The organism is Pigmentibacter ruber (assembly GCF_009792895.1).
Classification (GTDB): domain Bacteria; phylum Bdellovibrionota_B; class Oligoflexia; order Silvanigrellales; family Silvanigrellaceae; genus Silvanigrella; species Silvanigrella rubra.
The window spans coordinates 569,097-591,629 of record NZ_WSSC01000002.1 but is presented as its reverse complement, the minus strand read 5'-3'; the positions used below and the strand labels follow the sequence as shown (position 1 = coordinate 591,629).

20 protein-coding genes and 1 rRNA gene are annotated in these 22,533 nt (G+C 29.6%); 12 read left to right on the top strand and 9 right to left on the bottom strand.

Features of this window, described 5'->3' with window-relative positions; all coding sequences use genetic code 11:
- The 3 genes from GOY08_RS15505 to GOY08_RS09005 all read right to left on the bottom strand — a co-directional run.
- Nucleotides 1-197: ribosomal RNA gene (locus GOY08_RS15505) — 16S ribosomal RNA — on the bottom strand; the annotation flags it as partial.
- Between the two features lie 267 nt (nucleotides 198-464).
- Nucleotides 465-1,679 carry a pyridoxal phosphate-dependent aminotransferase gene (locus GOY08_RS09010; protein ID WP_158998569.1) on the bottom strand — a complete coding sequence of 405 codons (1,215 nt, stop codon included), beginning with the start codon at nucleotides 1,677-1,679 and terminating at the stop codon, nucleotides 465-467.
- A gap of 175 nt (nucleotides 1,680-1,854) precedes the next feature.
- The gene (locus GOY08_RS09005) at nucleotides 1,855-2,829 is read right to left on the bottom strand and encodes a flagellin N-terminal helical domain-containing protein (RefSeq protein ID WP_158998568.1); all 975 of its coding nucleotides are present in this window, start codon (nucleotides 2,827-2,829) and stop codon (nucleotides 1,855-1,857) included.
- Nucleotides 2,830-3,104: 275 nt separating this feature from the next.
- On the opposite strand from GOY08_RS09005, the gene GOY08_RS09000 reads away from it, so the two are divergent.
- The 6 genes from GOY08_RS09000 to pyk all read left to right on the top strand — a co-directional run bounded on the left by GOY08_RS09000 (nucleotide 3,105) and on the right by pyk (nucleotide 11,227).
- Nucleotides 3,105-4,373, top strand: coding sequence for a DUF1343 domain-containing protein (locus tag GOY08_RS09000; RefSeq protein WP_158998567.1), 1,269 nt, complete (start codon nucleotides 3,105-3,107; stop codon nucleotides 4,371-4,373).
- Nucleotides 4,374-4,842: 469 nt separating this feature from the next.
- Nucleotides 4,843-6,087: a hypothetical protein gene (locus GOY08_RS08995; protein ID WP_158998566.1), complete on the top strand. Its 1,245-nt coding sequence runs from the start codon at nucleotides 4,843-4,845 to the stop codon at nucleotides 6,085-6,087.
- Complete coding sequence (locus GOY08_RS08990; protein WP_158998565.1) at nucleotides 6,084-8,099, top strand: hypothetical protein; 2,016 nt, start codon at nucleotides 6,084-6,086, stop codon at nucleotides 8,097-8,099. The genes GOY08_RS08995 and GOY08_RS08990 overlap by 4 nt, the downstream gene beginning before the upstream one ends.
- Entirely contained in the window at nucleotides 8,096-9,541 is a 1,446-nt protein-coding gene (gene xseA, locus GOY08_RS08985) for an exodeoxyribonuclease VII large subunit (protein ID WP_158998564.1), read from the top strand. The genes GOY08_RS08990 and xseA overlap by 4 nt, the downstream gene beginning before the upstream one ends.
- A gap of 20 nt (nucleotides 9,542-9,561) precedes the next feature.
- Complete coding sequence (locus tag GOY08_RS08980) at nucleotides 9,562-9,792, top strand: exodeoxyribonuclease VII small subunit (RefSeq protein WP_158998563.1); 231 nt, start codon at nucleotides 9,562-9,564, stop codon at nucleotides 9,790-9,792.
- Nucleotides 9,779-11,227 (top strand): pyruvate kinase, encoded by a 1,449-nt coding sequence (gene pyk, locus GOY08_RS08975; protein WP_158998562.1) that lies wholly within the window; start codon nucleotides 9,779-9,781, stop codon nucleotides 11,225-11,227. Before GOY08_RS08980 ends, pyk begins: the two co-directional genes overlap by 14 nt.
- Nucleotides 11,228-11,289: 62 nt before the next feature.
- Here the strand turns inward: pyk and trpS are convergent, their stop codons facing one another.
- The gene (gene trpS / locus GOY08_RS08970) at nucleotides 11,290-12,333 is read right to left on the bottom strand and encodes a tryptophan--tRNA ligase (RefSeq protein WP_158998561.1); all 1,044 of its coding nucleotides are present in this window, start codon (nucleotides 12,331-12,333) and stop codon (nucleotides 11,290-11,292) included.
- A gap of 256 nt (nucleotides 12,334-12,589) precedes the next feature.
- On the opposite strand from trpS, the gene GOY08_RS08965 reads away from it, so the two are divergent.
- Nucleotides 12,590-12,931: an integration host factor subunit alpha gene (locus tag GOY08_RS08965; RefSeq protein ID WP_158998581.1), complete on the top strand. Its 342-nt coding sequence runs from the start codon at nucleotides 12,590-12,592 to the stop codon at nucleotides 12,929-12,931.
- Nucleotides 12,932-12,947: 16 nt separating this feature from the next.
- On the opposite strand, the gene GOY08_RS08960 is transcribed toward GOY08_RS08965, so the two are convergent.
- Nucleotides 12,948-13,283, bottom strand: a complete 336-nt coding sequence (locus GOY08_RS08960) for an HU family DNA-binding protein (RefSeq protein ID WP_158998560.1) — start codon at nucleotides 13,281-13,283, stop codon at nucleotides 12,948-12,950.
- 213 nt (nucleotides 13,284-13,496) lie between these two features.
- Here GOY08_RS08960 and GOY08_RS08955 point away from each other — a divergent pair, with 213 nt between their 5' ends.
- The 3 genes from GOY08_RS08955 to GOY08_RS08945 all read left to right on the top strand — a co-directional run bounded on the left by GOY08_RS08955 (nucleotide 13,497) and on the right by GOY08_RS08945 (nucleotide 18,919).
- A complete protein-coding gene (locus GOY08_RS08955) occupies nucleotides 13,497-15,179 on the top strand; it encodes a pyridoxal-dependent decarboxylase (protein WP_158998559.1) in 1,683 nt (560 codons plus the stop codon).
- A 113-nt stretch (nucleotides 15,180-15,292) separates the two neighbouring features.
- Nucleotides 15,293-17,782, top strand: a complete 2,490-nt coding sequence (lon, locus tag GOY08_RS08950) for an endopeptidase La (RefSeq protein ID WP_158998558.1) — start codon at nucleotides 15,293-15,295, stop codon at nucleotides 17,780-17,782.
- Nucleotides 17,783-17,815: 33 nt separating this feature from the next.
- Nucleotides 17,816-18,919, top strand: a complete 1,104-nt coding sequence (locus tag GOY08_RS08945) for a sensor histidine kinase (protein ID WP_158998557.1) — start codon at nucleotides 17,816-17,818, stop codon at nucleotides 18,917-18,919.
- 8 nt (nucleotides 18,920-18,927) lie between these two features.
- On the opposite strand, the gene GOY08_RS08940 is transcribed toward GOY08_RS08945, so the two are convergent.
- The 3 genes from GOY08_RS08940 to GOY08_RS08930 all read right to left on the bottom strand — a co-directional run bounded on the left by GOY08_RS08940 (nucleotide 18,928) and on the right by GOY08_RS08930 (nucleotide 20,591).
- On the bottom strand, nucleotides 18,928-19,596 hold the full coding sequence (locus tag GOY08_RS08940; RefSeq protein ID WP_158998556.1) for a hypothetical protein: 669 nt from the start codon (nucleotides 19,594-19,596) through the stop codon (nucleotides 18,928-18,930).
- Nucleotides 19,597-19,617: 21 nt separating this feature from the next.
- Nucleotides 19,618-19,860 (bottom strand): hypothetical protein, encoded by a 243-nt coding sequence (locus tag GOY08_RS08935; RefSeq protein WP_158998555.1) that lies wholly within the window; start codon nucleotides 19,858-19,860, stop codon nucleotides 19,618-19,620.
- A gap of 365 nt (nucleotides 19,861-20,225) precedes the next feature.
- Complete coding sequence (locus tag GOY08_RS08930; protein ID WP_158998554.1) at nucleotides 20,226-20,591, bottom strand: nuclear transport factor 2 family protein; 366 nt, start codon at nucleotides 20,589-20,591, stop codon at nucleotides 20,226-20,228.
- Nucleotides 20,592-20,689: 98 nt separating this feature from the next.
- On the opposite strand from GOY08_RS08930, the gene GOY08_RS08925 reads away from it, so the two are divergent.
- Complete coding sequence (locus tag GOY08_RS08925) at nucleotides 20,690-21,301, top strand: TetR/AcrR family transcriptional regulator (protein ID WP_158998553.1); 612 nt, start codon at nucleotides 20,690-20,692, stop codon at nucleotides 21,299-21,301.
- Nucleotides 21,302-21,391: 90 nt separating this feature from the next.
- On the top strand, nucleotides 21,392-22,177 hold the full coding sequence (locus GOY08_RS08920; RefSeq protein WP_158998552.1) for a substrate-binding periplasmic protein: 786 nt from the start codon (nucleotides 21,392-21,394) through the stop codon (nucleotides 22,175-22,177).
- A 45-nt stretch (nucleotides 22,178-22,222) separates the two neighbouring features.
- Here GOY08_RS08920 and rpmG read toward each other — a convergent pair whose 3' ends face one another.
- The gene (gene rpmG, locus GOY08_RS08915) at nucleotides 22,223-22,390 is read right to left on the bottom strand and encodes a 50S ribosomal protein L33 (RefSeq protein ID WP_158998551.1); all 168 of its coding nucleotides are present in this window, start codon (nucleotides 22,388-22,390) and stop codon (nucleotides 22,223-22,225) included.
- Between the last annotated feature and the right edge of the window lie 143 nt (nucleotides 22,391-22,533).

The window sequence follows — 22,533 nt, the reverse complement described above, 5'->3', positions numbered from 1 at the left end:
CGATCCCCTCACTTTCCAGTATCGCTACTGCTTACGCGGTCTTAGCTACAGTTTCCCGTAGTTATCCCCCTCCACAAGGCAGATTCCCATGCATTACTCACCCGTGCGCCACTAATGTATTGCTACACCCGTTCGACTTGCATGTGTTAGGCACGCCGCCAGCGTTCGTTCTGAGCCAGGATCAAACTCTTAGCTCTTATTTCTTACTCCTTACGGAGCTCGCTTTTCTTTTTATGGTAGTTTTACTCTACCTTGACGGTTCTTTCTTTTATGAGGAACCTTGTACTTCGTCTCTTTCGATACGAAACACAACGCTCCCGCACTCTGTTTCTGCTCTCTTCTCTTGTCAAATAACTTTCACTACTTAGCAACCCTTTCGAGTACGCTACTGCAGCGAGAACATCTAGCTACACAACCCAGTTTGAGTTGTCAAATTTTTCTAAATTTTTTTTTAACTTTTTTATCTATATGTAATTATTAGACTTTATAAGGCTTATAATTTTGTGTGCTGCTGACTCAATTAAATTAAGATCTTGGGTCAATGAAGCGCGAAAATATCCAGATTGACCAAAACCAGAACCAGGAACGCAAAGAACTCCAAGCTGTACTAAATCCTCACAGAAACTTTTATCATCTGCTATTGGACATTTGGGAAACACAAAAAATCCTGCATCTGGTTTTTGAACTGATATCCCACCACTTTTTAAGATAGAAACAAAACTATCCACACGTTTTTGATATGTTTCTATACTTACTTTTGTATTATAAACGAGGGGTATTAGACGTTGCATTAAACGGGGCGCACTGACAAAACCTAAAACTCTGGAGGATTGTCTAAAAGTATTTTGCATTTGCTCAAATTCAGGATCATTGCGCCAAGCTAAATATCCAATTCTTTCTCCAGCAAGACCTAAGTCTTTAGAAAATGATCTAATAAGCCAAGTATATTTATACATTTCCAAAAGTGAGTGTTGTTTTCCTTCATTAAATAGAACTCGTGCATAAGGTTCATCCGCTACTAATTGAATATTTCTTCCATATTTTTCATTTTGTTTATTTAAAATATTTGTAATTGCAATAAGTTTTTCTTTTTTATATGAAATTCCCGTAGGATTATTTGGCGAATTTATTAATACAATTTTTGTTTTATCTGAAATTTTCTTTTCAAAATCTTCAATATTAGGCTGATGAAACTCATCACATTTTACAAAAATAGGCTTTGCTCCACAATTTCCTGTATATGGAATATATTCAGGGAAATATGGAGTAAATATTATAACTTCATCATTAATATCTAAAAAAGTTCTAAATACAATTTGGATAGCTCCAGCGGCGCCAACTGTTAGAAAAATATTGTCTTTAGTTATTTTAACTTTTTCTGATTTTGATAATTCATTAGCTAAAAATTCTCTTACTTCAGGTAATCCGGCAGAATCCATATATCTATGACTACCCTTTTCATTACTATTTAGTAAATGAATTAATAAATTTTTAATTTGTATAGGTGGTTCAAGATCAGGATTTCCCAATGAAAGATCAATTAATTCAATGTTAGAATTTTTTTGTTTTAAGTTTTGTCCAAGCATAAATATTTTGCGAATTTCACCACCCATGTTACTTAATTCTAAAAATTTTTTAGAAAATAATACATCAATTTGATTTTCATTTATTTTTCCCATCAAGCGAACCTCTAAATTTGATTAGTATTAAAAATTTATTTTCTTGTCTAAAACTTATACCGTATCTACAATATTATTCAATAAAAAATTAAAATTATTTAAATTTAAGAAGTATTTATAAAATTATTTTATAAGCAAAGTCTCTTTGATAAAAAAACCAAAGAGACTTTGAAAATTATCCAAGTAAACGCAATGCTGCTTGTGGAGATTGGTTGGCTTGAGTAAGAACTGCGATACCAGCTTGCTTGAGAATATTTGACTGAGTATATCTTGTTGTTTCTTCAGCAAAGTCAGTATCACGGATACGGCTATTAGCTGCAGAAAAGTTTTCGCTTTGAATAGCAAGGTTTGCTATTGTTGAATTCAATCTATTTTGGATAGCACCGAGATCTGCTCTAAATCCTGCAATTGTATTAATTGCTTGATCTATTTTAGCAATAGAGCGTTGAGCCCTATTTTTTGAAAAAGTAGAATCCTTTTGATCAGCTTGAAAAACACCAATTGATCCTTCAGAATCATCATTTCCTCTACCTAAATTTAATCCAACTGTACTTGTATCAATTTGATCAAATTTAATGCGAATTATGTTAACAGGATTTCTGCCAAATGGGTTATCTATACCCATAGCATCAACTCCTTCATACCAGTTTTTACCAACTTGAACTTCAAATGGAGGAGTATTTGCACGATTCAACATCATAGGATCTGGAATTTTATCTTCAGCATTTTTTCCAATTAACAACAAACTTCCGTTATACTCTGTGGAATTAGTTATACGATCAATTTCGTCTTTTAATGCAACATATTCTTTGTGAATAAAATCACGCTCATTGTTACCTATTGTATCTGAAGCACCTTGAACGGAAAGCTCACGAAGGCGATTTAAAATATTTCCAATTTCATTCATACCACCTTCAGCAACTTGTACCATTGAAATACCATCATTCGCATTTCTTTTCGCCATATTTAAGCCGCGAATATCTGCTTTAATTTTTTCACTAATAGCAAGCCCAGCGGCGTCATCTGCTGCTCTATTGATTCGATATCCTGAACTTAATTTTTCCATAGACAAATCATTCGCCATTGTTGAAAGATGTAAAACCCGTTGAGAGTTAAGAGACTGCATATTGGTCTGAATTCGCAAACCCATACTCTGTTTCCTCCATGAAACCTTTTTCCCCACAAAGTGGAGTGAGCAATCCTCCTGATTGCCATTTCCTTATTTCTTAAAACGTAAATGATTTTTCTTCATTTTACGGCAGCATTAAAATTTATTTTTAAATTTTATTATGCCATCATAAACAAGGACTGCCTAAAAATTCGGAGAGACTTTCTTCTTCTTAAATAGGCAAGAATTGCTTAAGACAAGCATAAGACGCAATTTAAAAATATTGATTAGAATAAGCAATATTTATGAGGATCTCAATGAAACCAAGTATAGATAAAATTAAAAATAATCCAAAAATAATTGCAAATTTTGGTAAAATTGGAATTGTAGTTAATCAGACATCAATTACATCTAGCTATGAACCAAGTTGTGAAATATTATATTCAGCAACTAAACAAATCAATACCACAGAAATAGCTTGTGTTTTTGGTCCCCAGCATGGATATTTCCAAACAGAACAAGACAACATGCGAGAAACTCCTGATGATTTCTATACATTTTATGATGGGAAAAAAGTTCCTTTATATAGTCTTTATTCTAAAACAAGAGAACCTACAGCTGCACAAATGGAAACCATTGATACCTTAATAGTGGACTTACAAGATATAGGATGTAGAGTATATACTTATATGCTAACTCTTGCTGCATGTCTAAAGGCCGCTGCAAAATTTGGAAAAAAAGTAGTCGTACTAGATCGTCCAAATCCATTAGGACTATGTTTGAAAAATGAAGCAAATAAAAACTGGAATTTTGTTGAGGGTGATAGGCTTGAATTAAAATGGCATAGTTTTGTAGGTTGGTATGATATTCCAATGCGACATGGTCTAACGATGGGTGAATTAGGTTATTATTTCATAAAATATGATAAACTCAATGTTGATTATAAAGTTATTTCTGTTGATAATCTTTCGCGAAATGAAAATATATCCTCTTTTAAATCAATCAATTGGGCAATGCCATCTCCAAATATTCCATGCTGGGAATCAGCTTATTTTTTTCCTTCTTTTGTTATCCTTGAGGGAACAAACATTAGTGAAGGACGAGGAAGTACCATACCATTTCAACTTATTGGTGCACCATGGTTAAATAACATTGAATGTCTTAAGTTTTTAAATAATCATAAAGAAATCTACTTAAATGATAAAAATAATACCTCTTCAATTGTTATTCGCCCACATAATTTTAGACCAACATTTAATAAACATCATAACCAAATATGTTATGGACTACAATTTCATATAGAAAATCCACAAAATACAAACTTATTCAATTTAGGGATTACATTTTTAACATTTTGTAACATTTATCATAAAGAAACATTCAAATGGTCTGATCCGGGCTATGAATATAATTATACAGACTTACCTATAAATCTTATTTATGGTACCGATCGCTGGTTAAACTATTTTAATGAACTGTCGGCGGATTGGGATTTGACTCTTTTAAAAGAACAACTTGCTATTTCAGATAAAAGTGCGCAAAATTTTATAAATGAAGTTGAGGAACTTTTAATTTATAGAGAATAGGATGAGCAGACACAGTCTTTCTAAATCTACAGTGTCAAATATTTCCAAATTTTTATTGGATAAGAACTTTTTTTATTTTACTTCTTTAATACTTATATTGTTTTGTATTCTAAAAAATTTGTTGATTTACTATTCTTGGGAAAAAAATTTTTTAAGCTACTATCCTGAGAACATAACAATAACAAATATGCCAATACTATCTTTTAGTGATTATCTAATATTGATAGCATTAAACTTTATTTCCTTAATAATACCATCAATCATAATTAGATTTTCTATAGGTATATTATTAATAAAATCACAAATAAAGGTTCAAAGATTTTTCACTTTAATTGTCATGACAATATTCATTTTATCCACAAATTTTTCAGGATATTTTTTTGGAAAAAGTTCTATAAAATCATCATTAATAACGAATACATCAAGTGTTTTAAATTTCTTATTTATAATTTTCTTCATCATCTCATTTATGGTTTTCTTTATAAATATAAATGAAAATTTATACAAGAAAAAAATAAGAATAATATTATTATTTTCAGGAATTATTATATTTTTAATTTATGATTGGAAAAAAACAGAAAATTTTAGATCCGAAAGTAAAAACAATATAAAAAACACAAACATTTTATTCATTCTTGAAAATAATAGTAACTCTAATTTTGAAAGCTTAAAAAAATCAAACGAATTTAAATATTTAGAAAAAAACTTTATTTTTAATTCATATGAAATTTCCCTTGTTTCAAATATGCAGTTACCTAATTATATATCACTTCTAACAGGGTTGTATCCTTTTGAATCAGGAATTAGAAATGAGATTCCAAATTCATCTTTTTATTCATCTCTAGAAGAGCATATGAAAAAAGTTAGAAAAGATAACTTGGAAATAAGTTTTAGCAATATAAGCAATCCATCAAGTATTGCTACTCTAACTAAATATCTTGATTCAGGAGTTCAGTGCGACAATAATATCCAAAGTTTAAAAAATTATTTTTATTTGCAAAATTTAAATCCTATTCTTTTATTTCTTCCAAATTTAATTGTTTTAAAATTTTTTCCAATGACACTCTGCTTAAATAAAGCAGAAGATATTAGCGATATAATATTAGAAGATTTTTATCTAAGACTGAATACTAAGAAAGATCGAAAAAAGTTAATTGTTACAGTATTTCCAGAAAAATCTGAACCAGCGAATCTTATAAAAATCATAGAAAAAATAAATGAAACACTTGAGTCAAATGAATTAAATATCAATATTTTTTCTTTTAGAAAAGACAAAAAAACAGATTTTATTGAGTTAACAAAAAAATCCTCACCAAACTTATCTATTCAAAACATTATAAATTTAGGAAATATTTATTTCAATAATTACAAAAGTGATATTTCTTTTAATTATTTTGAAGAAAACAATAATGCTAATTTAAATAAAATATTTTCCGTTAGTAATAATAGAGTATCAATTAAATTCAATGAAAATATTCAACAATCATTAGGATTGAAAAGATTTTATAAATGCAGTATGAATGAAGCAAAAGACATTAGTTACTCTTTTGAAATTAACATAAGAGAGTTTCCTCAAAAAATAATATCAAGTAACAAAGATTTAAACTCAACTTGTGAAAAGCAGATTGAAAAAAGTTTATTCAACGATATTAATTTTTTTATAAACAAACAATTTTTTGAAAAAATATTTATTTTATACTCGGAAAAAACATGAAAAAAAATCATGATAAAAAATATCCTTACTTTATTATAGCAATTATTTTAATTTTTTCATCAATATATTTCTTTAGAAACTCTTTATACTTCTTTTTAATTAAACAAAATATTTTAATTACCCCTATTCAACAACTATCCATCGATGAATTTATAGAAAAAAATGATTTTAATAAAAACTTATACTTAATTAATGTAACAAATTTAGTAGAAGACAAATATATTTTTGATTATTTCAAATATAACAAACGAGTTAAAAAACAAGAAATAAGTACAGATTTATTGAAAGATAATTCAATAATAGAAATAGAAAAAACAAACAATTTACAAAAAAAAATTACATTCTCTTTAAATAATACTAAGAAAGAACTTGTTGAAAGTAACACAATTATTCTATTACCTAATGAAAGTATTTCTTGTGATTGCTATGATTACCTTAAATCAAAAGTATTAGTTTTTGAAAATAAAGGAATTGCTGCGAATAAAGGAGAAACTCCCAGTCATGTAATATTAAGCTTTGATAATGATGAAAAATTACAATTTGAGATGAACAACAATCAATTTACAGAAATTAAAATACCAGAAAATTACCAAGGAAAATCATTGATCATATCATGGACTAAAAATTCTTCTGGTGCTCTTATTTTTCATGGAATAAAAAAAATTAATTCAAGTAAAAAGTCTGTTTTTTTTACTATCAAACACAAAAATTTATCAGATCAATTTTTCACTGAAATTAAAAAAATTTACCAAAATAACAATTTATTCATAAATAAGAACTCTTTTCCTATATCAACTAATTATAAAGAGAATATTCTTTCATTAGAATCCAACAATTCCTTACTAAATAATGGTTTTACATATAATTCAAATGATATTTTTCTTGAAAACTTTAAATATTTATATAAATTAGCAAACAGTAATTCAAAATCGTATTTAAAAATAGCTATTTATGATAATTTTAACAACAAATTAAATGACAATAACTCTAATTTATTTATTTCTATTAACAGAAAAAGATCACTTTCTAATATATCAGATTCTTTGTCTCAAATTATAAATACTACCAATCAAGATTTTATCCGAATAAATATTGAACATGATGATTTTTCAGAAGAATATTTATTGAGTACATTAAAAAAACTAGATACAAATATAAATATATTTCTCTTAAATTCCTATGATTTTAATTTTAACCCAAAAAATATGCTTACTAATTTTTCGATTATCGCAATATTAAATAATACTATAAATAAAAATTACTTCAGTTCACTTAGTAAACTTCAAGAAAATAGTCGTATTTCTCAAAATTTATTAATTAACATAATAATTTCATATTTAAAAGGAGCAGAATTATTTAATTATAAAGACATACAAACAATAACATTCCATTCAAAAAATGAAGAATACTTTTTATTTAAAGATAATTATTACTTTACAAATGAGAATTTTTTCATTCCCATCTCTTTTTTTTCAGATTACGTAAAAAAAATTGAAGATGAAAGAGATAAATACCAACTACAAGATTTAGCATTTACATTTTACAATTTTAAAACGATAAAATTTAAAATTTCAACTAAAGATAAAATTGCACGATGTTTTTCAGATTATAATATAAAAATTTGGCAAATTTACTTTGACTCCAAGTCAGAATCTTACGTGGCGGATTTGAAAGTTCAAAATGAAAGTGTTATCCCTAAACTACAAGTAAATTGCTTATTGTTTTCTGAGCGATTTACAAATAATTTTCAACTAGAGTTTGTTAAGGATAATAAAAATTTGGATCAATTACAGCTTAGAATTGGAGAATTCTTATTAAAACCAAATCCTAATTTTATAAATAGTAACCTTTTTAATATCAATAATTATAATGATTTCTACTTATTAAAATCCTATGAAAATCACGCTTTCGATCAAAACACAATTGATTTTGATTTAAAAATCATTTCACATTTTTTCCCTAAAATTCCTGATAATTTGCAGTATTATATTTCCTATAAAGAAAAAAAATGAAAATTTTATTAAACAAACAAGAACAAAAAATAATTCTAAGCGGAAACACTTTTAATTTAAAAGAGAAAATTAAAATTATTGGAGGAAAATGGGATCCATTAGCAAAAAATTGGTGGTTATTCCTTACCAATGAAAATTTGGAAAACTTGAAAAAACTAGGCTTATCAATTGAGGATCACTTTGATATTAAGAATTTAGAATCTCCAGCCATACCAACGGATTCTTATTCAGTAACAAATTTCCTTTTATTTATAAATAATATTATAACAAAAAATTTATTTCATAATTATTGGATTTCTGGAGAAATATCTAATTTAAAACAAAGTAATGAACATCTTTTTTTTGATTTAATTGATAAAGAACAGGCTTCATCTAACTTTAACAAAACAGCAAGTATACCATGTATAATATGGGTAAATGTGAGAAAAAGATTAGATAGTAAGCTAAATCAAATTTTATTTTCTGACGGTACTAAAATTAAAATTCTTATCCGCTGTGAATTTCGCAAAGAAGGTGCGAAAATAATCGGCATTATTGAAGATATTGATATTCATTTTACCCAAGGTGAGCTAGCTCTCCAACGTTTAGCTATCGTTCAATCTTTAAAAAATAAGGGTTTGTATCATAAAAATAAAAATATTTCATTTCCTTCATACCCTTTAAAAATTGCTTTAATTACAGCAAAAGATAGCAGAGCTTATTCTGATTTTATAAATGAACTTTCATTATCAAAAATTGCATTTAAAATAACTTTATTTGATTGTAATATGCAAGGTGAAAAAACGGCTGAAAATATTGTCTCAGCTTTTCAAATAGTAGCCAAAAATACTTTTTTTTATGATTGTGTTGTAATTACAAGAGGAGGAGGAAGTAGATTAGATCTGCGTTGGTTTGATGATTTTTCAATCGCTGAGCAAATAGCATTATGCCCATTGCCTGTGCTCACCGCTATAGGTCATTTTGACGATAACAGCATTGCAGACGAGGTCGCCAACATCTCAGAAAAAACCCCTACAGCTGCAGCACGAATTTTAACAGATACAGTTCTCCATTCATACCAATTTTTTTTCCAAAAGGTTGATAATATTACTTATTTTTTACTTAAAAGACTCGCAAAAGAAAAAAATTTTATTTTATCATTGCAAGAAAAATGCACATCTTCAGCTCTAAAAAGGATTCAATCAGAACAAAAGAATCTCAAAAATATTGAAAAAATGTTGAAAATAATAAAATCAAGCATAGAACAAAATTTACAACGAGGTTTTGCCTTAGTATATGATGATGCGAACAATCTTCTTCAAGGGAAACATTTTTTGAGCCCAACTTATTCTAAAAACTTAAAACTTAAATTCGCTGGTGATTGCGAAAATCATTATATCTTTGTAGAAGTCTTGGTGAAAGCAGTAAGCGAAAGTAGAGAATCTACTGAGTTGGACTTTTAAATTTAAAACATGGAATTTCTATGGAAAATCAAAGTTATCCGGTCTTATTAAAACAAGTAAATGATATTTTAATGAAGATGGAAAATGAAACTATTCCTATTGATGAACTTTCGCAGAAATTGGCGGAAGCCTATAACTTAATTGAAAAATTAAAGTCGCAGCTTTTCAATGCAGAAATCCAAATAGAACAAATTATTAATTCAAGAAATTTAAACTCAAATACAAGTGAGGAGAATAATGGATCTCAATAAATTACCCAGAACAAAAATTGTTTGTACTCTAGGACCTTCATCAAGCAATAAAGAAATGATCTCAAAACTAATTGATGCCGGTATGAATGTTGCTAGATTAAATTTCTCCCATGGTGACCATGAAATGCACGCGGCTAATATTGCATTAATTAGAGAAATATCGCGTGAAAAAAACAAACAAGTAGCAATTTTGCAAGATCTTCAAGGTCCTAAAATTAGAACTGGAAAATTGAAGGACGGTGGAATAAAAATAACTCGTGGACAAGTTTTGACTTTACGTTATGCCCCTGAACAAACTTCAAATGAATTTATTCCAATAGATTATCGGGAACTTGCAAATGATGTAAAAATAGGAGCACGAATTCTTTTAGATGATGGGCTTCTTGCAATGAAAATCATAGAAATCAAAGGAGCTGACGTTATTTGTGAAGTTACCCATGGTGGCTTTTTAAAATCCCGCAAAGGAGTTAATTTCCCAGAGTGTCACCTCTCTATTCCAGCTACAACAGAAAAAGATATACGTGATCTATTGTTTGGGGTTGCTCAAGGAGTTGACTATGTTGCACTGTCATTTGTGCAAACTCCAAGTGATGTTGCAAAATTAAAAATGATGCTCCGTGCATTAGGCGCTGATACACCAGTTGTGACAAAAGTAGAAATGCTTGGTGCTATTAACTATATAGATGAAATTTGCGATGTTTCTGATGGTATTATGGTAGCCCGTGGTGATCTTGGTGTTGAATGTGGTTTTGCAAATGTAGCAGCTTATCAGAAAAAAATCATAGAAGCTGCCCTTAAAAAAGGCAAGCCTGTCATTGTTGCTACCCAAATGCTTGATTCCATGATTGAACATAGAAGACCAACAAAGGCAGAAGTTTGCGATGTCGCAAATGCAGTTTTTGATCATGCCGATGCAACAATGTTATCTGGTGAAAGTGCTTCTGGTAAATATCCTGAGCTCGCGGTTGCAACAATGCGTGATATTTTAAATAGAGTTGATAATAGTAAAACGTTAGCTCCAATAGAAATCTTTCCATTCAATCAAAATGAAGATGAATTTTCTGGTGAAGCTTTTGCTAAAACAGCTGTTGAACTTGCTGAAAAAATGAATGCGACTGCAATCATTTGTCTTACCTTAACAGGTAGCATGGCTAGATATGTTGCAAAATATCGCCCACAAACTCCCGTAATTGCATTTAGTCCTCGCCCTGATGTTGTGCGTAAATTATGTTTAGTACGAGGAGTGTTGGGAGTTTTAAATAATATTTTTTATGATACTGATACAGCATTTTCAGAAATTGGAAAATATCTTGTTAAAGAAGGTTTTGTAAAAGAAGGTGATCTTATTTTGATTACTGGAGGTATTCCGGTAAGCCAAATGCTACCAACCAACACATTAAAAGTTCATAGAGTTACGAAGGCTGATTTTCTTTAAATCTGCCTAAGCTCAATTTAAAAATTAACTATATTCACTTTTACTTAAAAAAGTTTAAAAAATTACCAATAATTTTTGAGATTCAATGCTTCTCTTGCTCTTTTTGTAACTTGTTCAGCATATGAATGTGCACGTTCATAGCCCGGACGTAATAATTTTCTAACAGCATTTATATCATTTAAATAATATTCATATTTCTCCCGATAGGCACCAAACACTTTTTCATGTTCATCGATAAAATCTTTCTTTGCATGCCCGTAGCCATAACCAATACCTCTCTTTAACCTTTCTTCCATGTATGAAATTGCCTGGGGGGAAGCAAATGATTTAAATATTTGAAAAATTGTACAGGTATTGGGATCTTTTGGATCGTCCAACCCCTTTGAATCAGTTTTTATTTCTTTTACTTTTCGTTCAAGTTCTTTTTTTGTAGAAAAAATCGGTATAACATTATCATAGCTTTTACTCATTTTTCGTTCACCATCAGTTCCAACTAATGTTGGTGTCTCTTGAATGATGGCTTTGGGAATATTAAATACATTTTTTTTCACTGCATTATTAAATAATTGAGCCATATCTGAAGCATATTCTAAGTGCTGAGCCTGATCTTTTCCAACAGGCACAAAATGTGAATCAAATGTTAAAATATCTGAAGACATTAAAGCTGGATAAAATAATAAACCTGCCGTTGGAGTCTTCCCATTTGCAAGCGCATCTTTATAAGCATGAGAGCGTTCTAACATTCCAGAAGCAGTTACACATGATAAATACCAAGAATTTTCCTGAATTTGTGGAAAATTGCTCTGTAAAACAATAGAATTGTCATTTATATTAAATCCTAAAGCTAGATACAACGCTATTAATGGATGAGATAATTCACCTGGACGGAAAATTTCATTTTTATTTGTCAAACCATGCCAGTCAACACACATCAGGATAACTTCATTATCTTTGTCTTGAGATTGTTCGATACAAGGTTTTATTGCGCCAAAATAATTTCCAATATGAACTTCTCCTGTAGGTTTAATACCAGTTAAAAATCGCTTTTTATTACTTTTCATTTTTTGAATATCAAGGTTTTCAAGTTTTTGTGTGCTTTCTTTCATTTTCAAGCGACTCCTAAAGTCTGTAAAAGGCGAATATACAAGCAGTAGCTATACCATGTTAAACTTTTAATTACAATTAAGTGCATTTTAGAAAAAAAAATGGTAAGCAAGAAAAGCTTCCTTTTTCCTATTTTTTGTCGTAAAGGCTATTGACCACAGGAGAAAAGTTGACACTGATGGGGATTGTGTTTGTCCTGATAAATGTGAAAAAATAGAACTATAAAAGTTCTTGCTTGTTATCTATAAGAGGGTGATTATGACTCTAACAAAAGACAAAATTGTCGAATTAATTCGTTCTAAGACTCAATTTTCTTCGCAAGAAGCCAAGAACTTGGTGGAAACTATTTTAGAATCTATCAAATCTAAACTTGAAAACGGTGAAGAAGTAAAAATTTCTGGTTTTGGTAAATGGGTAGTACGTGAAAAAAGAAGCCGTCCAGGGAGAAATCCTCACACAGGACAGCGGATTGAAATTTCTGCTCGCAGAGTAGTTACTTTTCATCCCTCAGAAAAACTAAGAGAAGCAGTTAACAACGCTAATCTAGATGATAGTAAGGTTGTAATGGCAGGTACTCACGAAGAAGATTATGATGAATAAAAAGAAATAATTTAAATTATTTCTTTTTAGCTGCAGATTTTTTAGCTACTCCAACTCTTTCCTTTAAAGACTTCGCAACGCGAAAACTAATTTTCTTTGAAGCTGGAATTTTAATTTCTTCGCCAGTTTGTGGGTTACGGCCTTTACGAGCTGCGCGGTCTTTACAAGTAAGAATACCAACTTTATCGATACGAACTTTGTGCCCACCTGCTACATTGTCTTCAATAGCTTCTAGAAATGCAGAGATTACTTCTTTAGTAATTTTCTTTGGTAATTGTTCAAATCTAGCTGAAACATCTGCAATGATTGCACTAGTTGGAACAGTTGTTAATGTACTTTTACTTTTAGCCATAATAGAAACTCCATGTGTTAATTAATGATACCGATTGCCCGGAAATTTGTATTTACAATTCATTCTTTGATAATGCAAGAATTGCAGTAAAAAAATCTGATCAAATTTTCCGAAAAGAAAATTTATTAATAAATTTGTGTCAATTTTAGATTGATTCATATATGAATTCGCTTTGACATCTGCTTAATGGATAAATTAGGACAGCATATTATTATGAATAAATCTTCTTTAATTTCTAAATACTTCTTTCCAGAAGCAAACGAGAAAGAGTTTAATAAATGGGCAACTATTACTTTAAAAGCTTCACTCAATTTCTTATACAATAAAAATGGAAAAAAAATCTACGGATTAATTCCTCCTAAAGATATCTCAAAATTATTTTCGTCACCTTTTTTTCCTTCAAAAGGGGAAAAAATACCAAAAGTTTTGCAGGAAACAATTGACAATATTGTTCAAAATTCTGTTAAGGTATCTCATCCTAATTTTATAGGGCATATGACAGGAGCTACACCAAGCTTTTCACTATTATGTGATTTATTAATAAGCACTTTGAATCAAAATGTTGTCAAAACAGAGACGGCTCTTTCAGCAACTTATGTCGAATGGCAAACCCTTACTTGGCTTCATAAACTTATTTATAAAAGAAATAAAATTTTTTACCAAAATATTATAAATAATGCTGATAGAGCAATTGGAAATTATTGTAGTGGAGGAACTTTAGGTAACCTAACAGCCCTTCTTGTAGCAAGGAATAAAGCATTTCCAGATGTTCACAAGAAAGGAATATTTTCGGCTTTACTTTCATCAGGTTTTCAACGCTCTGTGATTTTAGTGAGTCAGCGTGGGCACTACTCGATAAAAAAAGCAGCAAGCATTCTAGGTATCGGCGAAGATAATATTATTAGTATTCCTTGTGAAACATTCACGAACAAAATTAATATCGATGAGTTAAAAAATATTATTCAAAATTTGCTTAATGCTAATACAAAAATAATTGCATTAGTAGGCATTGCTGGAACTACAGAAACAGGAAACATTGATAATTTAGAAGAACTCGCTAAAATCTGCCAATTTCATAATATATGGTTTCATGTTGATGCAGCTTGGGGAGGAGCTTTATTACTTTCCAAAAAGTATCAAAAACTACTAAAAGGGATTTCCTCTGCTGATTCAGTCGTAATAGATGGGCATAAGTTTATGTATTTATCTATGTCGCATAGTGCTGTTCTATTTAAAGATGAAAATTCATTAGACTCTATAAGACACAGTGCTAACTATATTATTCGCAAAGGAAGCATAGACTTAGGAAGAACAACTATTGAAGGAAGTAGAAGATTTGATTCTTTAAAATTATGGTTCCATTTTAAGGCTCTAGGTAAAGATGGATATAGTCAACTAATTTTAAAAGCCATAAATAATGCAACACAATTAGCTGAAGTGATTGAGACAAGTTTAGCTTTTGAATTAACAAGTTTTCTAGAAACAAACATAGTCACATATCGCTTCACAGGCAATATCCTAAAAAATTTTCTGCAAAAAAATTACAAACTTTTTAAAGTTTGTAATAATAATCTTACAAATGAAAATAATAATATAAATAATAAAAATTTACTTGATATATTAACTAAAACAAACTCATTTCTAAATGATTTAAATATTTATATCCAAAAAAAACAAAGACAGTCAGGCAAGAGTTTTGTATCACGCACTATATTAGAAACAGTTTATCCAAGCCAAGAAATTGTCGTCCTAAGAGCTATCCCTTTTAACCCTCTCACAAATAAAAAAATTTTAACCGACATTGTAAAGGAACAGGAGTTTCTTGGTAATGAGTACTTACAAAAAAAATGGAAAGGTTTTTTAAAAAGGGTTCCCGAAATAAAGGATTTTATTTAATCATATTTAACTCTTAAATAGTTAAATGGAAATGGTGTTGCGAATCCTCACAAATGTCTTAAAATGTAAGGGATGGGTTTAAATTTAACATGACCGCAAAGGAGTAACTCTCTATGGCTGATAAAAAAACGACAAGCCGAACATTACCACTTTTGCCCCTCAGGGAGTTGCTGGTTTTTCCACATACAGTCGTTCCTTTGTTTGTTGGTCGTGAAAAAAGCATCAAAGCTTTGGACGATGCTATGGCTAGAAATAGAGAAATATTCCTTGCCGCACAGAAGAAACCAAAATCAAATGACCCTCTTCCCGAAGAAATTTATGAATTTGGAACAATTGCTCAAATTCTTCAACTTCTTCGCCTACCTGATGGCACAGTTAAAATTTTAGTTGAAGGAAAAAAGCGTGGACGTATTTCCAAATATGTAGAAGCAAATGAAATGCTTGTTGTTGAAATAACCGAAGTACAAGAACCAAATGGGCGCTCTGCTGAAAATGAAGCTCTTGTCAGAACTGTTAAACAAGCTTTTGATACTTATGTGAAGTTAAATAAAAAAGTCCCACCAGAAATGGTATTTTCTATTTCAAGCATTGAAGATGAAAGTCGTTTGGCTGACACCTTAGTTGTGCAACTCGCTAATTTAAAACTTGCAGATAAGCAAAGAATTCTAGAAACTATTGATCCAGCTAAAAGATTAGAAGAAATATTTAGTATTATTCAGTCAGAAATTGAAATTTTAAGAGTTGAAAAGAAAATCAGAGCACGTGTTAAACGGCAAATGGAAAAAACTCAAAAAGAATATTACTTAAATGAACAAATGAATGCTATCCAAAAAGAATTAGGCAATTCAGATGACATTAGAACCGAAATTGCTGAAATTGAAAGTAAAATTAAGACAAAAAAATTGAGTGAAGAGGCAAAAGAAAAACTTAAAAAAGAAGTAAAGAAACTGCGTAGTATGAGTCCAATGAGTGCTGAAGCAACCGTTGTAAGAAATTATATTGATACAGTGTTATCTTTGCCTTGGGCAGATTATGCACCTACAATTAAAGATCAAATTTTTGCTGAAGAAGTTTTAAATGAAGATCATTTTGGGTTAGAGAAAGTAAAAGAAAGAATTTTGGAATACCTAGCAGTAACTAGTTTATCTGATAAAATAAAAGGTCCAATTTTATGTTTAGTTGGCCCTCCAGGCGTAGGAAAAACGAGTTTAGCAAAAAGTATCGCCCGTTCAACAGGCCGTAACTTTTCTCGCATAGCATTAGGTGGAGTTCGAGATGAAGCTGAAATAAGAGGACATCGTAGAACTTATATAGGAGCTATGCCAGGAAAAATATTAAATGCAATTAAAAAATCTGGTAGTGGGAATCCTGTTGTCTTATTAGATGAAATTGACAAAATGAGCTCTGATTTTCGTGGAGATCCTTCAAGTGCAATGCTTGAAGTTCTTGATCCCGAACAAAATCATGCTTTCAATGATCACTATTTAGATTTAGACTATGATCTTTCACAAATTTTATTTATTGCTACTGCTAATAGTTTAAATGGCGTACCAAAACCTTTGCTCGATAGAATGGAAATCATTCATTTAAGTGGATATACGGAACAAGAAAAAATAAATATTGCTCAGCAACATCTAGTCTTAAAGTCTATTAAAGCAAATGGACTAGAAAAATCAGAACTAAAATTTGAAAATTCTGCTTTGGAAGAACTTGTTCGCTATTATACAAGAGAAGCAGGTGTAAGAAATTTAGAACGAGAAATCTCTAGTATTTGTCGAAAAATTGCCCGTGATTTACTAAAAACTATAAATAAAAAATCAAATAAAGCAAAAGAAACTAAAGAAACAGAAGCTGCTGTAAAAGCTGTTTCCTTGGAAGGTTTAAAGGGACCTTTCATTGATGGTGCGTTAGTTCAAAAATATCTTGGCCCTAGAAAACATAGCATAGGTGAAAAAGAGTCAAGAAATGAGATAGGTGTTGGCCAAGGTCTTGCCTACACCGAGGTTGGTGGTGATCTTTTAGTAACAGAAGTAGCTGTGATGATAGGAAAAGGTAACTTAAAAATTACTGGTAAACTTGGTGATGTCATGCAAGAATCAGCACAAGCGGCGTTTACTTATGTGAGATCTAGAGGTGCATTTTTAGGATTAGAAGATGAATTCTATTCTAAAATTGATATCCATGTGCATTTTCCTGAAGGTGCTATTCCAAAAGATGGTCCAAGTGCAGGAATAACTATGGCAACTGCTCTTGTAAGCGCATTGACCAAAAAACCATTCAATCGTGAAGTTGCTATGACTGGTGAAATAACTCTTCGGGGAAGAGTTCTTCCTATCGGTGGATTAAAAGAAAAATTATTAGCTGCGCACAGAGGTGGAATTAAAAAAGTAATTATTCCTAAAGAAAATGAGCGAGATTTACTTGAAATTCCTAAAAATATTTTACAGGACTTGGAAATTATTCCAGTCGACCATATGGACACAGTTCTTTTGCATGCAATAGCTTGGGAATCAAATGATGCTCTTGAAACTAAGTTAAAAAATGCCCAAATTGGTATAGCCGCAGTAGCGAACAAAGGTAGCTCTACTCCTCTGCATCATTAAAGTTATTTTTCAAAGTCCATCAGAGCGGAGCTTATGAAAAAAAATAATGACTTAGAGGATTTAGATTTAGAAGATTTAAAGCATCAGTGGCTAGCAATGATCGACACCATAGCTGATCCACTGGTGTTTATCGATGATCATTATAATATTCTTAGAATTAATAAAGCTTATTTACAAATTGCAAAAAAATACAATCCTGAGGCAACATATAATACGTTAATTAATAAAAAATGTTTTTCGGCTTTTGCTAATAAACAAGAGCCATGCAACGACTGTTTACTTAATGAAGCAAAAGTTAATAAACCTGACATAGAATGGACAACAGATCATTTGTTTCCAAATGAAACATTCACAGTTCGTGCACATGTTATGGAAAAAACTCCTGAACATAAAGAAGGTAGATATGTTATTCATTATAGAAATGTTACTTTGCAAAAACAGTTACAAAAAAGTTTAGCACATGCTGACAAATTAGCCGCCATTGGAAAATTAGCTGGCGGTATTGCCCATGAATTAAATAGCCCTCTTGCAGGAGTACTTGCTTTTACTCAAATTTTACTCAGTGAAATAGATTCGAACAATAGACATAAAGAAGATTTAGAACAAATTGAAATTGGTGCTAAAAAATGTAAAGAGATTGTTGAAAACTTATTGAGTTTTGCCCGCCAAGATGGAAAAACTGAACATTTTACAGATGTTAATTTAGTTCTAGAATTAGAAAAAACTTTAAAACTAGCTAAAGGATTTTTACAACAAAAACATATTCAAACTGTTTGGGAAATAGAAAATTCTGAAGGTGTAATATTAGGAAATTCAGGGCAAATTGGACAAATATATTTAAATTTAATTACAAATGCTATTCACGCAATGAAAAACGGTGGTGTGATTACGTTTACAAAATATGAAGATCAAAAAAATATTTTTATTACAATTGAAGATACTGGCTCAGGAATAAAACCAGAAAATATTGATAAAATTTTTGATCCTTTTTTTACAACAAAACCTATTGGTGAAGGAACTGGGCTGGGATTATCAATAACCTATTCCTTAGTTAAGCAACATGGAGGGGAAATAAAAGTAAAATCCGTAATAAATGAAGGCACAACTTTTACATTAAAATTTCCCAAGAAAATGTGAATAAAATTTTATAAATTTTTAAATAATTTTTCGTCGGCAGTAATTACTTGATATTTAATTTTTCCATTAATAACTACAAAAGTATCACTTCCAATATCATAATTTACCCCATTTACTTTAACATTCCATGTTAAATAAATAATTTGATCCGAAATCAAAAATTTATTAATATTATATCCTTCTATTGCAGCAGAAGCTGCAGCTAGTTTTATAAACACTTGTTCTATATTACTTTTTCCTGTAATTACTTTTCCGTTGATAATTACTTGAGCATCATCACTATAGTCAGATAAAATTCCTGCAATATTTTTATCTTTCAAATATGCCACTCTTCTATCAAATAATTTCTTTGAAACATCCGATAAATTAGTAGGTCTAATATTTGCTATCGAATTATTTTTTTGATTCTTTTTTTGGCTACTAAAATTAAATGGATCATAATCTGAATTTATAGTATTTTTTTTCTCACATTTTTTAAAATTCCATTGCACAAGAGGCGCTGTTGTAATAGGTGCAGAAATTGAAAAATTACTTGGGTTATATTCATGAACCTCTAATATAAGTCCATTTTTTATCCTAGAAGAAAGAAACAAGAAGCTTCTATTTGTATCTTTTTGCTTTAATTCTGTTACTTGAGAGAAATATGATGTATTAAAATTTGTATAATTACCATTCATAATTGTATTATCAATCAAAAACTAAATAGTATTATTTTCTTTTAATATATCCTTTTGATTTTGTGTTAAATTTGGTAAAAATCTTTTTACTTCACTGATTAAAAATTTATTATTAATTTGATATTTAGCTACATTGTTTGTTTTATCATAAACAACTAATGCATCATTTTTATCGCATGCCAGATAAATCTCACTTGCCACTAAATTTGAAGAAAAAGCGGTACAACCTAGTAATACACTCAAATTAATATATCTATTTTTCATATATTCTCCATGTATTTTTTGTCAAATAATTAGTAAACAGAAAATCAATTAGAATCAAAAAAGTAACAAAATTTTAATATATTTTTATTTTTTTTAGTCAAATTTTTAATTAAATATTTTTATTTTAAGTTTTTATAAATAAATGCAATAAGCAATACTTAAAAAGTAATTTTAGTATATTATTATTTTATTTGGATATCTTTCTCTATAAAAATTAACAATAAATTTTATATCTTTAGAAATTAATTTTTATACAATTAATTTTTTATTTTTCAATATTTTGATTTATAATTACTTTATGAGGATGTAATCTCCAAATATTTCTAATTTTTTTCTTTAAATTTTTAATAAATCTTTCTGTTTACTTAATTTCTAAAAATTCTATCTCGAAAATTTATAAAGGGAGTAGGATCATAGTAAAGTTCAAGCTTTTCTATCAAACGATTTTTAAAATTAAGTTGTACGGCTGCACGGGAAGTCATCTTTTGAAAAGTTAACAAATAAGTTAACATTACTTTCTCACCATTCGTAAAGCATTCTATAATTTCAATATTTTGCACAATTTGAGCGTAACCTTCAATTGCCTGTAAAACGTTTTCTTTCTTTTTAATAGAACTCATAGGTCCGACAAATTCAACCTCTTCATGTAATAAGCTACTTAATTTATTGATATTTTTATCCACAATATATGCATAATATTGCTTTGCTATTTCTAAGTTGCTTTTATTCATTTTTTCCTCATAAATGATTGAATTAGATGAAACTATATTTAATATAGTATGCTATATTAAATATAGTTTCATCTAATTCACAAGTCAAGGAGATTTCCATGAAACGCACATATAAAGGGCAGAATAGAAAACAACAAGCCCTCAATACAAAAAGTAGAATTCTGCAAGCTACAAAAAATTTATTAATTTCATTTAATTATTCTGAAATAACACTTCAGCAAATTGCCTTAGCCGCAGGAGTCTCAACGCCTACCATTTATGCACTTTTTAAATCTAAAACTGGTATTTTGAAATCACTACTGGATTCAGCTACAGAAGCGGAAGAGTTTTCACAAATGGTTATAGAAACCAAATCGTCTATAACATTAACCGAAAAATTAGCACATGCAGCTAAAATGACAAAACAAGTCTACTCCGCTGAAAAAGAATTAATAAATACTTTACATGGTTTAACAGGAATTTCCGGAGAATTAAATCAATTACAAAAAGAATTAGAAGAAAGAAGATATTCAAGACAAGAAGAAACAGTAAAATTATTTTTACAGGACTCTGAAAGTTGTAAGCAAATCGATCTCAAAACAGCTCGTGATATTTTTTGGGCATTAACTAGTAGAAATTTTTATCACTCATTAGTTGTTGAAAGACAGTGGAAACCAGAAGATTTTGAAATATTTCTAAAACAATTATTAGTTAAAATATTTCAAAAGTGATATTTAAAATAAAATTGAGTTCATTCCTTTTGTTCATAAAATTTGCTATCATGTTCTTAAATAACAGAAACTCTAAGTTTGGATATTCTAATGATAAGAAATTTATTCAATTTTATTCTCGTTTGTTTCTATTTTAAGGCTTATGCCAATGAAAACATTACTATAGCTCGCAGTGAAATCGATTATATTCCAAACGAATATCATGAAAACGGCAAACTTACAGGGTTTCATATTGAACTCATCAACGCTGTCTGCAAAAATTTGGATTGGAATTGTAATTTTGAAAACTATCCTTGGGGAAGAGCCCAAGAGCAAGTAAAAAAAGGGAAGTGCGATGCCATTACATATATCTCAATAAATGATGAAAGAGAAAGTTATGCTTATTTTAATAAAAATTCTATTCTCAGTGAAACTACTTATGCATTTTTCATTACAAAAAATAAATTAAAAAAATTCCGTTTCACAGGTGATATTCTTAAACTTGCAAAAAAATATAATTCTTTAGGGTTAATAAAAAACTATCATTATAAAGATGAAATTATTAAAGCTCCGTTTCAATTTGAATGGAGTGCAAACGAAGAAGCCAGTGCAATAAAGCTTGTGAATGGAAGAATGAATTTATTTTTTGGGGAAGTCACTAGTTTTCATCAAAATTTAAAAAGACTAGGCTATAGTAAAGATATTATCCAACTTAAACCAGAGATCTACAAAATTCCTGTCTATCTTGCTTTTACTAAAAAACTTGATTTTTCTAAAGAAGACCAAGAAAAAGCACTACTAAAAAGCCAGGCATTTGCTAAGGGAATGCAAATATTTAAAAAGACAGAACAATACCAAATACTACTTAATAAGTATTCAAACTTATTTGCAAATTAAAAAAGCCGCATTCCTAAAAATGCGGCCTTCTTACAAAGAAAAAGCTTATTTGCTTTCCTTATGGATAGTATGCTTGCGGCAATACTTGCAATATTTTCTAAGCTCAAGCTTTTTAGTGGAAGCTTTTTTATTTTTAGTAGTAGAATAAAGATTGTTCCCAGAACATGCAATCTTGCCATCACCACTACAAATTAATTTAATGATATCACGCATTTAGTTAACTCCTAGTTTCAATATCTGTGCACACGCATATAAAAACGCAGTGGCGCAAAACGTACAAATAAAATTAGAATTTTGCAAGCAGTTTCTGTCAGCTTATGGTACAGCAAAAGATTTTATAGGTTGTTTTCAGCATC